Source organism: Nonomuraea sp. KM88 (genome assembly GCF_052245635.1).
Classification (GTDB): domain Bacteria; phylum Actinomycetota; class Actinomycetes; order Streptosporangiales; family Streptosporangiaceae; genus Nonomuraea.
Genome location: NZ_JBQQCC010000016.1, coordinates 176,085 through 188,695 on the forward strand (window position 1 = coordinate 176,085; position 12,611 = coordinate 188,695).

General features: G+C 72.9%; 9 protein-coding genes and 1 pseudogene. 2 read left to right on the forward strand and 8 right to left on the reverse strand.

The window, feature by feature from the left end:
• Positions 1-12: 12 nt before the first annotated feature.
• Positions 13-1,098 carry a S1C family serine protease gene (locus ACTWPV_RS37505; protein ID WP_443155420.1) on the forward strand — a complete coding sequence of 362 codons (1,086 nt, stop codon included), beginning with the start codon at positions 13-15 and terminating at the stop codon, positions 1,096-1,098.
• A gap of 8 nt (positions 1,099-1,106) precedes the next feature.
• Here ACTWPV_RS37505 and ACTWPV_RS37510 read toward each other — a convergent pair whose 3' ends face one another.
• From ACTWPV_RS37510 to ACTWPV_RS37545, 8 genes are all read right to left on the reverse strand, one after another.
• On the reverse strand, positions 1,107-1,643 hold the full coding sequence (locus ACTWPV_RS37510; RefSeq protein WP_443155421.1) for an OmpA family protein: 537 nt from the start codon (positions 1,641-1,643) through the stop codon (positions 1,107-1,109).
• Positions 1,627-2,229: a hypothetical protein gene (locus tag ACTWPV_RS37515; protein ID WP_443155422.1), complete on the reverse strand. Its 603-nt coding sequence runs from the start codon at positions 2,227-2,229 to the stop codon at positions 1,627-1,629. Before ACTWPV_RS37515 ends, ACTWPV_RS37510 begins: the two co-directional genes overlap by 17 nt.
• Before the next feature lie 54 nt (positions 2,230-2,283).
• The gene (locus ACTWPV_RS37520) at positions 2,284-5,079 is read right to left on the reverse strand and encodes a BTAD domain-containing putative transcriptional regulator (protein ID WP_443155423.1); all 2,796 of its coding nucleotides are present in this window, start codon (positions 5,077-5,079) and stop codon (positions 2,284-2,286) included.
• Positions 5,080-5,092: 13 nt separating this feature from the next.
• Positions 5,093-6,889 (reverse strand): protein kinase domain-containing protein, encoded by a 1,797-nt coding sequence (locus ACTWPV_RS37525; RefSeq protein WP_443155424.1) that lies wholly within the window; start codon positions 6,887-6,889, stop codon positions 5,093-5,095.
• A gap of 120 nt (positions 6,890-7,009) precedes the next feature.
• On the reverse strand, positions 7,010-7,846 hold the full coding sequence (locus ACTWPV_RS37530) for a phosphatidylinositol-specific phospholipase C/glycerophosphodiester phosphodiesterase family protein (protein ID WP_443155425.1): 837 nt from the start codon (positions 7,844-7,846) through the stop codon (positions 7,010-7,012).
• A 134-nt stretch (positions 7,847-7,980) separates the two neighbouring features.
• Entirely contained in the window at positions 7,981-9,156 is a 1,176-nt protein-coding gene (locus ACTWPV_RS37535; protein WP_443155426.1) for a GEVED domain-containing protein, read from the reverse strand.
• A 67-nt stretch (positions 9,157-9,223) separates the two neighbouring features.
• Entirely contained in the window at positions 9,224-10,456 is a 1,233-nt protein-coding gene (locus ACTWPV_RS37540; RefSeq protein WP_443155427.1) for an FAD-dependent oxidoreductase, read from the reverse strand.
• Positions 10,453-11,613 (reverse strand): carboxylate--amine ligase, encoded by a 1,161-nt coding sequence (locus tag ACTWPV_RS37545; RefSeq protein WP_443155428.1) that lies wholly within the window; start codon positions 11,611-11,613, stop codon positions 10,453-10,455. Before ACTWPV_RS37545 ends, ACTWPV_RS37540 begins: the two co-directional genes overlap by 4 nt.
• 603 nt (positions 11,614-12,216) lie before the next feature.
• Here ACTWPV_RS37545 and ACTWPV_RS37550 point away from each other — a divergent pair.
• Positions 12,217-12,417: pseudogene (locus ACTWPV_RS37550) on the forward strand (glycosyl hydrolase); the annotation flags it as partial.
• Positions 12,418-12,611: the final 194 nt, after the last annotated feature.

Sequence of the window (12,611 nt, forward strand, 5' to 3'; positions counted from 1 at the left end):
ACAGAACCCTGTATGAGGGAGTTCGTCGCAGGACTGGCGGCTGCCGCGGTGCTGCTCGCAGGCTGCGGGTCGGCCCCGCCGTCGCCGGGTGCCGCCACGCCGACAGGTACGGGCACCGCCTCGCCGGCGGAGACCGCCTCCCCGACCGCCTCCCCCACGGTGTCGCGGCTCCCGCTCGAGGCGGCGTACGAGCAGGTCATCACGAACGTCCTGCCGTCCATCGTGCAGATCACCACGAAGGTGGGCCTCGGATCCGGCGTCGTGTTCGACACGGCCGGGCACATCGTCACCAACGCGCACGTGGTCGGCCAGGCCCAGGAGATGGAGGTCACGCTCGCCAGCGGCGGCCCGCCGCGCCCGGCCAGGCTCGTCGAGTCGTTCCCCGCGGGAGACCTCGCGGTGATCAAGGTGGACCGGCCCGACGGCCTGCGCCCGGCGAAGTTCGGCGACTCGTCGAAGCTGCGGGTCGGGCAGATCGTCCTCGCCATGGGCAACCCGCTGGGATTCTCGGGCAGCGTGACGAACGGCATCGTCTCGGCGCTCGGCCGTACCGTCTCGGAACCGCAGTCCGCCGGCTCGCCCGGCGCCACGATCGCCGGCGCGATCCAGACCTCCGCCGCGATCAACCCCGGCAACAGCGGCGGCGCGCTCGTGGACCTGTCGGGTCAGGTGATCGGCATCCCGACCCTCGCCGCCACGGACCCCGACCTCGGCGGGGGCGCCGCTCCCGGCATCGGCTTCGCGATCCCCAGCAACACCGCCACCGACATCGCCGCGCAGATCGTCAAGGACGGCAAGGTCACCAACACCCACCGGGCGGCGCTGGGCATCAGGGGCAGCACGGTCGTCGGCGAGGACGGGCAGCCCTCCGGCGTGGGCGTCGCCAGGGTCGAGCGCGGCGGGGGCGCGGAGAAGGCCGGCATCCGGGCAGGCGACGTGATCGTCTCGATCAACGACGAGGAGACGGCGACCATGGCCGAGCTCTCCGAAGCGATCACGGCGCTCCAACCCGGCGACAAGGTGCGCGTGGGGGTCATCCGCTCGGGCGGGAAGAGGGAGACGATCACCGTGACGCTGGGGCAGCTGCCGGGCGAGTGACCCCGGGATCACTGCTTGGCGGTGAAGACGATCTCGACGCGGCGGTTCTTGGCCCGGTTCTTCTCCATGGGCTTGCCGTCCACCAGGTTGGGCAGCTTGGGCCGGCTCTCGCCGTACCCCTTCGCCTGGAGCGTCACCCCCGAGCCGGTCAGCAACCCGCGCATGGCCGTCTGTACGGCCTGCGCCCGGCGCTGCGAGAGCGTGACGTTGTAGGAGTCGCTCCCCTGGTCGTCCGTGTGCCCCTCGATCTTGACGACGCCGCCCGCGCCCTCCGCGCCGATCTTCCCGGCCACCTGCTTGAGCCGCTGCTCGGCCTTGCCGGTCAGCTTCCACTTGTCCAGCCCGAACAGCACGTCGCTGGTGAGCGCGACCGTCACCTCGCGGCCCTGCCTGGTCTCGCTCTGCGTGCCGTCCAGCGACTCGACCTCGCCGATGACGTCCTCCACGGGCAGCACCAGGTCCTCGACCGCCCCGGTCGCGTCCGGAGGCGTGCTGGGCGCCGGCGACAGGACGAGGGACACCGCGAGGCTAAGAGATCGGAACATCGGTGAACACGCCGAACATCGGCATCTCGACGTTGATCTTCGTGACGTCGGCGGGCGGGGCGGCGAAGACCGCGTACAACGTGGACGAGTCGCCCTTCTCCAGGAACTGGCCCTGGGTGCCCGAGCACACGCACTCCGCGTCCTCGCCCGTGCCGTTGCGGGCCACCCGGTAACGCTTGGCGTTGACCGGGTCGATCAGGGAGACGCCCTCCACCGTGTAGTCGAGCGGAGCCCCGCTCATGCCGTTGTGCAGGTTGACCTTGCCGTCGAGCGCGGTGACCGTCCAGTTGAGGGTGATCGTCCTGCCCTGGCGCTTGAGCGCGGTGACGTCGACCTTGGCCCTGCCGTGCATGTCGCCGGCGCCGACGTTCGTCTCCTTGGTGGAGATCGCCTCCGTCTCCTGCGCGGGCGCGCTCTGTTGTCCCGCGGACGGGCTCTGCTGGTCCGCGGCGGGGGAGGACGCCGGCGCCTCCGGGGCACTGCTCTGCGGCTGCCTCTCCTCGCCCCCGCCGCCCGGCTGGCCGGGAAGCACGCCGCAGCCCGCCAGTGCGACGGCCGCGAGGGTCAGCGCGATCGTCTTACGCATACCGTGATCACCTTCGTCTTCGGGGATGTGACCCTCACCGTAGGAAAGCGACCTTCAGGATGTGCATAGTCCGCGTCGCCTGCGCGTTTCCCGTGCGAGCCGCTGAGCCTCGGCCTTGCCCGGTTCATCACCGAGGCCGTCAAACTCTCCCATAGCACTCACAAGGGCCTCAAGTGCCCCATCGAGATCGGCCAGGTCGAGCATCGCCCGGGCCAGGGCCAGCAGGGCCTGCGCGGCCCCCCTGCGGTCCCCGTACGAGGTGAAGGTCTTCAGCGCCGCCCGCGCCGAGGCCGCCGCCTCGGCGGGAACCCCCTCCCTCCTGGAGAGCTCGGCCAGCACGAGCAGCACCCCCGCCTCACCCAGCGAGTCACCCAGCTCCCGGTACGCGGCCAGGCTCGCCTCCAGCGGGCCCGCGTCCATGCGCAGCGCGCCGAGAGCACGTAAGGCGTCGGCCCTGCCGCGCCGGTCGCCCGCCTCGTCGAAGACCTGAAGCGCACGGGTGAAGGCCCGCTCGGCCTCGTCCGCGCGCGTCTGGACCAGGCCGAGCCGCAACGTGATCCTGGCCAGCTCCAGCCCTTCGACCAGCGGCTGCGCCGCCCGCAACGCCGCCGCGGCCGCCTCGGTGCGTCCCTCGGCCCTGTGCAGATCGGCCAGGCCGCGCAGCAGCAGCGCCTCGCCCTGCCGGTGGCCCGCCGCCCTGGCCGCGTCGAGGCCGGTCGCCGTCGTGGCGTGCCAGTCGTCGTGGTGCGCACCCAGCTCGAACAGCGGGGTCAGGTAGAACGCCAGCCGCCAGGCGGCCTCGTACAGGCCGGCCCGTGAGAAGTCGTCGACGGTGGCCACGAGGAACCGGCGCTCGGCGCCCAGCCACCGCGCCTCACGCCGTGCCCACCCGGTCTCCAGCCCGGCCCCAGCCGAACCCGTCGGTGCCGAGCCGGTAGCCGAACCCGACAGGGCCGAACCCGACAGGGGCCAGCGGCTGAAGCCGGTGTCCCAGTCGGCCGCCTCAGGCGGGGCTCCCGTCCGGCCGGGCGGGTGGATCTCCGTGCGGCCGGTACCGGGCTCCGCAGGCAGGAGGGCGGCCCTGGCCTGCCTCGTCCGCTCCAGGACGGTCGCCGCCCTGGCCTCCAGGACCGTACGGGGGCCGCCGTCCTCCTCGACCAGGCGCTCGGCGGCGTAGAGCCGGGTCAGGTCGTGCCAGCCGTACCGTTCCTGGCCCGCCTCGTCCAGGCCGCGCGACTGCAGCAGGCCCGCCTCCACCAGCGGTTCCAGGTCCGCTCCCAGCACCCACGGCGCGAAGTCCGGCGCGGACAGGGCGCCCAGCTCGCGCAGCAGCCGCCGCTCCGGGTCGGGGAGACCGCGGTAGCCGAGCGCGAGGCTGCCGCGTACGGCCAGGTCGCCGGCGCTGAGCTCGTCGAGCCTGCGCCGCTCGTCGCCCAGCCGTCCCGCGAGGTGATCGAGCGTCCAGCCCGGCTTCCTGGCCAGCCTCGACCCGGCGATGCGCAGGGCCAAGGGCAAGCCCCCGCAGAGCCGGACGATGCGCAGGGCCGCCTCCGGCTCCGCACGCACCCGGTCGTGCCCCGTCACCCCGCCGAGCATGGCCACGGCCTCCTCGTCGTCGAGCACCCCCAGCTCGTACGCCCGCGCCGCCTCCAGCCCGGCCAGCGGCGACCGGCTCGTCACCAGCGTGAGGCTGCCGGGACCCGTCGGCAGCAGCGGGCGCACCTGCGCCTCGTCGGCGGCGTCGTCCAGCAGCACGAGCAGCCGCCTGCCCGCCGTCATGCTGCGGTAGAGCCGGACCCGCTCGTCCAGCGCGGCCGGGACCGCGCCGTCGGGGCAGCCCAGCGAGCGCAGCAGGTCTTCGAGCGCGGCACCCGGCGGCCGGGCGCCGAGCGCGGCGTAGAGTCGGCCGCCGGGACGCTCGATCCCGGCGGCGGCGTGCACGGCGACGGCCGACTTCCCGCAGCCGGGAGGGCCGTGCAGCACCAGGTGCACGGGCGCGGGCGCCTCCTCGCGGGCCGCCGCGCCGATCCAGTCGAGCACCTGCCGGCGCCCGGCGAAGTCGGAGACGTCCGGCGGCAGCTCGTTGACCGGCGCCGCGTCCTCGCGGCTCCGGCGTTCGGCGGAGCCGGGCTGCTCGTCCGACAACACCCGCCGGTGCGCCTCGGCCAGCTCGGCGCCCGGCTCCAACCCCAGCTCATCGACGAGCGTGCGCCGCGCGTCCTGGAAGGCGCCGAGCGCCTCGGAACGGCGGCCCGCCTGGTGCAGCGCCTCGATGAGGTGTACCCACGCCCGCTCGCGCAGCGGATGGGCGCCCACCAGCGCCCGCAGCTCCCCGACCACCTCGGCGCCCCTGCCCAGGCTCAGGTCCAGCCGCACCCGCTCCTCGATCGCCGTCAGGCGCAGCTCCTCCAGCGGCACGGCGTACGACCTGCGCAGCACGGACGACTCGACATCGGCCAGCGCCCGGCCTCGCCACAACCCCAGGGCCGCCCTGAACCCGTCGGCCGCCTCCGCGATCCGCCCCTCCTCGCGCCGCCGCCTCGCCTCGGCGACCAGCCGCTCGAACCGGTGGCAGTCGACGTCGTCGGGCTCCACGTCCAGCAGGTAGCCGCCGGGCACCGTACGGATGCCGTCGACCAGCTTGCGCAGCGCGCTGACGTACACCCTGAGCACCGACTCCGCCGACGCGGGCGGCCGGTCGTCCCATACCACGGACATCAACCGCTCGACCGGCACCTGCTCGCGGGCGGCCAGCAGCAGCGCGGCGAGCAACGCCCGGTGCTTGGCCGGCCCCGGCGCCTGCTCGCCCTCGACCCGGAGCGGCCCGAGCACACCGAACCGCACGTTCACGTACCTTTCCGCATCACTCGCCCACGGGCCGGAGCGCGAAGGAGTCGAAGCGCACGCGGGCGGGCTCGGTGGCGCCGGAGGCCGCGTGCACGCCGGCCTCGTCGGGCCCGTAGGGGGCGTCGGCGTCGGACACCTGCGCGACCAGGCGTTCGTTGAGCCACATGCGCAGCGTCACCTTGCCCCCGCTCTGGCCGCACTCCGCCACGATGCGGTTGCCGGCCGCCTTCTCCGCATCCGCCGGGCCGAACAGGGTCTGGCCCCGGGTGCCCGTGCGGCGTTTGACGATCGTGACCCTGCCCGAACCGTTCACCGCGAACTCGTAACGGTCACCGGATCGGGCCGAGCCATGGCACCACACACCGTACTCCCCGGCGCCCTCCTCCAGAGTCGCCTTCGCGCTGACGATCACGCCGCCCTCCGGCTCCCGCCGGGGCGCCGACTTCCACAACCGCCAGGACGGTTTCACGGTCAGCTCGTACGCCGGGCCGGCCAGCCGGGCGTTCCCGCCCTCCGACGGGCCGACCGCCCAGGACTTCCCGAAGCCGGCCTCGTACGGCCAGCTCACCCGCAGGAGGCCGGGCACGGTCACGGCGGCGGTGACGGCGGCCACGAGCACCGCCGCACCCGCCGCCCACGGCCACCGCCGCTTCCCCCGCCGGACCGGCGGCGGCCCTTCACGGCCGTCTCCCGGCCCTTCCGGCGGCCGGGCAGGAGAGCGGCCCTCGCGGCCATCCCCCGGCCAGACGGGCGGCTGCCCCTCACGGCCGTCCCCGGACCGGGCGGGAGACCGCCCCCCACGGTCATCGCCCGGCCAGGCAGGCAACGGGCCCCCATGGTCGTGCCCCAGCCGGGCGGGAGGCTGGTCCGCGTGGTGGTTCCCCGGCCGGAGGAGGGATCGGCCGTCGGAGGGCTGCGGCCCGGAGGGAGGTTCCAGGACCCGGGTGCCCGGCACGGGGGTGGGGCGGAGGCCGGTGGGGACCGTGCCCGTCCAGGTGCGTTCGACGACTTCGGTGGCGGCGGCCAGGCGGGTGCCCCCCACCAGCTCCGACAGCAACGCCTGCGCGCCCGGCCGCAGGCGGGGGTCCTTGGCGAGGGCACGCTCAACGATCCCCCTGATGCCCTCCTCCAGCCCTTCCAGCCGGGGCCCGTCCTGCATGATCCGGTAGAGGACCTCCCCCGGAGCCCCGCCCCCGAACGGCAGCCGTCCCGTCCCCGCGAACGCGATCACCCCGCCCCAGGCGAACACGTCGGCGGCGGGTGTGAGCGGCTCCCCGCGCACCTGTTCCGGCGCCATGAAGGCGGGCGTTCCGAGGATCGCCTGGCTGGCCAGGCTGTCGTTGTCCACGAGCTGGGCGATGCCGAAGTCGATGACGCGGGGGCCGAGCGGCGACAGGAGCACGTTGGACGGTTTGAGGTCGCGGTGGATCACCCCGGCCCCGTGGATGGCGCTCAGCGCGGTCGCGATGCCCACCGCCAGCGCCTCGAGGTTGCCGCCCGACAGCGGTCCCTGGTCGTGTACGGCCTGCGCGAGGTCGGGCCCCTTGACGTACTCGGTGACGAGGTAGGCGACCTCGCCGTCGATGCCGGCGTCCAGGACGGGCGCGGTGCAGAACCTGGCCACCCGGCGGGCCGCCGCCACCTCCCGATCGAACCGCCGGCGGAAGGCCGGATCCCGGGCCAGCGCCGGGTGGATGAGCTTGACCGCGGCCAGGCCGCCGGTGGGCGTGGTCGCGAGGTGCACCTCGCCCATACCGCCCCGGCCGAGGACGCGCCGCAGCGCGTACCCGCCTATGACCCGGTCACCGTCCATCGCAGACAGAGTAGCCAGATCCCGGCATTCACCACCCAGCCAACCACCCGGCCCGACCACCCGGCCCGACCACCCGGCGCAGCCGGTCAGGCCGTCGCCGGGCGGTCATGAGCGTGAGGGCTATGCCGCGGCCCGCCGGCGGTCGTGTTCGCGCAGGAAGTCCCGCAGGCCTGCCAGGTCGTCGGTGTTGACGTGGTCCACGTCGGCCGCGACGAGCTCGCGCCAGAGCGCGTCCCGCGCGGGACCGGCCGTGTCGGGGGTGGCCCAGAACCGCACGCGCTGCCCGTCGCGGTGCGCGGTCGCCACGATCTCGCGCAGTTTGTCCCGTTCGGCGGCCGGCATCTCGCCCTCGCCCAGCCAGCTGAAGTGGTTGGTCCAGTTGTCGCTGATCAGCGGGATCAGGCCCGGGTCACCCTGCCCCAGGTCGTCCATGCGCCCGTCGTAGAAGGCGTAGCGCCGCTCCTGGCCGGCCATGAGCTCGCGCGGCCGTTCGCCGCTGACGACCACGGTCACGGCGCCGGGCCGCACCTTGCCCTTGTGGTAGGTGGTGAGCATCCTCTTGTACGCCTTGAGCACCCGGTCGAGCACGGTGTACGTGGCCTCGCCGTTGTTCTTGATGTCCACGAGCAGTTGGAGCCGCTGCCGGGTGCCGGGGAAGACGCTGCCGTGGCGCACCCGGCGGATCAGCGGGTCGAGGTAGAGCGACTGCAGCGTGCGGCCGGGCCGCAGGTCCTCGGGGTCGTGCCCGACCCGCAGCTCGCCGTCCACCAGGTAGATGTCGGCCTCGACGCTGGTGAACCCGTGGTCGAGCGCGTCAAGGAGCGGCCGCTCGTGCTCGTAGTCGTTGTGCGCGTGGGCGCGTGGCAGCGGCTCCGGCCGGCCGTCCGCCTGAGCGGGAGCGGCCGCCAGCAGCATGGTTCCTGCCGCGACCAGCACGCCGAGGGTTCGACGCAACATCGCATCTCCTTGACATGGGAGGTAAGGGATGCGTGACACGTTACGCGTGCAAGTTGTGACATGGGTGACATCTCGCCTAATTGTCGGCGGCCGGCACGCGGCTCACTCGACCAACCGGATGCTGCCGGCGCGGCTCACTCGACGAACTCGATCTGGTGGTCCTCGACCTCGCCGCTGTCGGCCCATCCCGTCGGCGAGTCCACGGGCTCCGCCCTGGCGACCATGCGCAGCCGCATCCAGACGGGGCCGGCGGGCAGCGACTCCGGAAGGGGCCAGGTGAGCTCGGCGTCCTCGGCGCCCTCGCCGACCAGCGTGCTGGCCCGCTCGTCGGCGTCGAAGCGGCCGTCACGGTCGAAGTCGATCCAGCCGGCGACCCTCGACGACGATCCGGCGGTCACGGGCACCGAGATCCTGCACCTCCGGCCGCTGAGCATGCTGCGCTCCTCCCCGGCCTCCATGGCGTCGTCGCCCGTGTCCAGAGGCAGGGCGCGCGGGGTCATGCTCACCGCGTCGGTGTGGTCGTCGCTCACGGACCATCCCAGATGGGAGTCGGTGATCGCGTGCGAGGCCACACCGTACGAGGCAGGCGCATCCGAGACGTCCTCGGCCAGTGACAGCTTGAACGCCGCCCACAACTGCGACATGGACGCGCCACGCCCCTTGCGCACGTCATGCGCCTTCAGCTTGATCGTGAACGCCCTGACCGTGCCGTTCACCTTGGCCGTCCCGCAGGTGTAGACCACCCCGCAGGTCGTGGAACGGGCGGGATAGACCCTTTCCGGGGTGATCGCGCCGCGCGTGACCCGGTAGCCGGGAAACCCGGCCGCCCAGGAGAAGGTGGGCCTGGCAGGTACGCCGCCGACCAGCTCGACGGCGGGCCAGTAGTCGTCGCGGCGCTTCCTGGACTCGCCCGAGGAGCCGCCCGTGCCGAACACGTGCAGCCGCGGGTCGCGTACGGGCCTGGAGAAGGTGAACGTCAGCAGGGCGACGTCGCTCCACTCGCCGTCCTCGGCCTCGAAGTCCTCGTAGAGGTCGACGAAACCCGCGGACGTCTTGGTGTTGGCCGGGATCAGGTATTCGTCGTCGGGCGCCGCGGGGTTGGCGGACGACGACTCGGCCGACGTCACCCGCGCCGTCCCGATCATCTCCTTGCGCACCGTCACCGTCACACCGGACGGCGTGCGGCCCGAGGCCACCATGGGCGAGTTGGTGAACGACGATGGCGCGCTGTCGGCACGCGCGACGGGAGCGACCCCCGAAAAGCCGACGAACGCCGTGGCCGTGCAGGCCACCATCACGCGAAAAGCCATAATTGCTCCCCCGAAGCTGGTGATCCAGATCTACCGTCCTGCCCGACCCGCGGGCGGCGGGACACGGTCAAGACATCGGCAATTTCGCCGTACGACGCGATCTGCGCAGGTGGCTCACGAGACCCCTGGTCACGCGGCGGGCGGCGAAGTCGCACCCGCACACGAACCGCATGGAAGGCCCGAACGTGGCCGCCGCCGCCAGCCCGACCAGGCGGAGCCCCGGGACGGACGTCTCGAAGGTGGCGCTGAGCCGCGGCGCGGGGCCCGACGACGCCACCGCGCGCCGCAGGTCCCCCCGGAGCATCGCGATCCTCTCGACGTCCACCCGGTAGCCGGTGGCCGCGATCACGTGCTCGGTGTCGAGCGTGGTGGCCGCTCCCGACAGGTCCCTGAGGTGCAGGCGGACGCCGTCGCCGTACTCGGCGCCGGTCAGCCGCGTGCCCGAGATCACCTTGACGGCCCCGTCGAAGCGGTCCCGCAGCCACCAGGAACCTGCGGGTCCGAGCGTGTTGCGCACGATGTGGTCGCGGGTCGCCGCCGGCAGATACCTGATCGCGCCCGGCAGCCGCGACCAGACCACGGAGGGCCAGCCACCGCCGAGCCTGGACCGCGGCGCCCGTACCCGGGCGAGGAGCGAGCGCCGCTCCTCGGGGACGTCGTTCCAGGCCAGCGTGTCCGCCCTGGCCACGATCCGGACGCTCGCCCCCGCCTCCGCCAGCAGCGTCGCGGTCTCCAGCGCCGACTGCCCCGCCCCCAGCACGGTCACGTCGCGGCCCGCGAAGCCGTCCAGATCGTGATGGTCGCAGGCGTGCGTGGCAGCCTCGGGCGGCAGCCCGTCCAGGGCGCCGGGCCGGTAGGCGAACGGCAGATGCCCCACGGCCAGCACCGCGGTCCTGGCCAGCACGGACGCCCCCGACGACAACGAGAGCGCGAACAGGTGCCCCTCCGCGCCGACCGCCGTCACCTCCGACTCGTCCAGGGCCTGGCCCACCGTCCGCGCGCGGAACCACTTGCCGTACGCGACGAACCGCTCCACGGGCACCGGCTCGCCGTACGCGTAGCGGTGGAACGCGTCGAGGCCGTAGCGCCGCTCCGGGTCGCCAAGATGCGACGCGGCGGCCTCCGACTTCAGCAGCATTCCGCGGGGCATGTGGAATTCCCACGCCCGCATCGGTTTTCCGAAAATCCGGACGTCGAGTCCCGCGCCCAGCGCGTGAGCCGCCACCGAAAGCCCGTACGGGCCCGCGCCCACGATCGCCACGTCAATCACTGGCGTACGCAAATTTCCCCCCATTGTCATTTCCGTGACCCGGCGAGCCGGGCGAAACCACGCTTTATCGTCTGTCCGGCCATTCCCACGAAAGGCCGGAGGTCGTCGGCCGACAACCAGGCATATTCATCGGCCGCGCACAGGGCACGCAGGCTTTTCGGGCCGGCCGTGAAGAGGTCGTAGTTCTCCACCACGTACGTCCGTCCGTGACCGGCCCGCCCCCGCGTCGTCCACCGGCCGGAGAGGTGCAGGTGGGCGGCGCGCACGAGGTCGAGTCCCTCGCGGTCGGTGAACAGGCGGAACTGAGCGCCGAGCCGGGGATTGAAGTCCAGCAGGTGGTAGGTGTCCGCCGCCGCGTCGTGGCGGAAGTCGATGTCGACGACCCCGCGGTAGCCCAGCGTCACGGCCAGCTCGCGCGCCGTGCCCTCCACGACCGGGTTGGGCAGCCACCGGCCCCAGGTGGTGAGCCCGGCGCCTCTCGGGTAGGCGCGCTCCTTCCGTCCCGCGCCGCCGTACAGGCAGCGCGAGTTCTCGTCGAAATAGCCGTGGAAGAACCAGTCCGAGCCCGGCCCTCCAGGCACGAAGCGCTGGAACAGCAGCTCGCGCCCCTCCACGTGCTGGAGCAGCTGTTCCACCTGTTGACTCCGGCGCACCAGGCCGGTCCTGCGCAGCCCGATGCCCAGGGGCAGGAGCCACGGCTGGGCCCACTTGGCGACCAGCGGCAGCCCGAAGTCGGCGACCGCCGCCGCCGCGTCGCCGGCGCCGGTGATCAGGCGGGTCTCCGGCTGGACGACGCCGAGCGTGGAGCAGAGCTGGTGCAGCAGGCGCTTGTCCGCCAGCGTGCGCGGCAGGCCGGGCGTCTGGTCGGGCATGAGGTAGAAGGGACGCAGGTCGGCCGCGTGCTCGGCGACGGCGATGGCCCCCGCGTCGTCCAGCGTCAGGAGCACGGCCGGGCGTCCGATGCGGTCGGCGGCCCGCGTGAGCGCCTGGACGGTGTCCCCGCCGCGCGACCACGTGTGCATCCGCGCCAGATACCGGGAGCGGTACGTCGGCGCGTGCGTGCCCTCGACGAGCCCGTGCACCTCCACTCCGGCCCTGCCGAGCGAGCGAATGGCGCCGAGCGTCCCGTGATGAAAGACATTGGAGTCCAGTCGCAGCACGAGCGCCGGGACGGTGCAATCGAGCATGATTTACGTCCTCCTCCTTACGAAAAGCTATTGATCCGGCAAGTGGCAGGTTGAATATCCGATCGGCCGTTATTCGGGGTGTAGGGAATGAGGGAAAACTTCGACGGGGGACATGCGATGGTGATGAGAAAGGGCTATCTGCGCTGTTCGCTGGCGATCGTCACGATCGCGGCGGCGGTGTGGCTGGGCCTGGGCGCTTGGGGCGACGACCCGCCGGACGACCGGCAAGGTCACGGCGCGGCGCTGGGAGTCTTCCTGGGCTCCGACTCGCGCGGTCCCATGCACCTGGAACGCTTCGAGTCCTGGTTGAACAGCAGCGTGACGGTGGGACGCACGTACCTGCCCGGCGAGACCTGGCAGTCGATCGAGGGAGCCGAGTTCGTCCTCGGCCCCTGGACCCGCTGGCGAGCCGCCGAACCGGACCGGGTCCTGGCGCTGAACGTGCCGATGATCGCTCCGAACGAGTCCGGGATGCCGGACGCGGAAGTGGCGCAGCGGCTGGCCGAGGGCGCCCGCGGCGACCACGACCACCGTTTCGCGGAGCTCGGCAGGAAACTGGTCTCCGCCGGCGCCGGCGACACGATCATCGTGCTCGGCTGGGAGATGAACGGCACGACCTACTCCAGCCGCTGCGCGCCGAACCCGGAGGCGTGGAAGCAGTACTGGCGGCGCATCGTGGCGGCCATGCGCGCGGCGCCCGGCCAGCGGTTCCGCTTCGACTTCGCGCCCAGCCGCGGGCTCGACGCGATCCCCTGGACGGAGTGTTACCCGGGTGACGACGTGGTCGACATCATCGGCATGGACAGCTACGACCAGGGGCCGGGCGAGGACTTCTCCGACTACGTCAACCAGCCGTACGGGCTGCAGGCGCACGCCGACTTCGCCGCCCGGCACGGCAAGCCCATCTCGTTCCCCGAGTGGGGGTTGTTCCGCAACGGCGACCGGCCCGACTACGTCCGCCGGATGCTCGACTGGATCGACAGTCACAACGTGCTCTA

Coding starts and splice junctions, on each gene's coding strand:
- ACTWPV_RS37525 (WP_443155424.1), bottom strand. CDS start 6,889: ATGGACGGTGACCGGGTCATAGGCGGGTACGCGCTGCGGCGCGTCCTC.
- ACTWPV_RS37545 (WP_443155428.1), bottom strand. CDS start 11,613: ATGCTCGATTGCACCGTCCCGGCGCTCGTGCTGCGACTGGACTCCAAT.
- ACTWPV_RS37530 (WP_443155425.1), bottom strand. CDS start 7,846: ATGTTGCGTCGAACCCTCGGCGTGCTGGTCGCGGCAGGAACCATGCTG.
- ACTWPV_RS37505 (WP_443155420.1), top strand. CDS start 13: ATGAGGGAGTTCGTCGCAGGACTGGCGGCTGCCGCGGTGCTGCTCGCA.
- ACTWPV_RS37540 (WP_443155427.1), bottom strand. CDS start 10,456: ATGACAATGGGGGGAAATTTGCGTACGCCAGTGATTGACGTGGCGATC.
- ACTWPV_RS37535 (WP_443155426.1), bottom strand. CDS start 9,156: ATGGCTTTTCGCGTGATGGTGGCCTGCACGGCCACGGCGTTCGTCGGC.
- ACTWPV_RS37510 (WP_443155421.1), bottom strand. CDS start 1,643: ATGTTCCGATCTCTTAGCCTCGCGGTGTCCCTCGTCCTGTCGCCGGCG.
- ACTWPV_RS37515 (WP_443155422.1), bottom strand. CDS start 2,229: ATGCGTAAGACGATCGCGCTGACCCTCGCGGCCGTCGCACTGGCGGGC.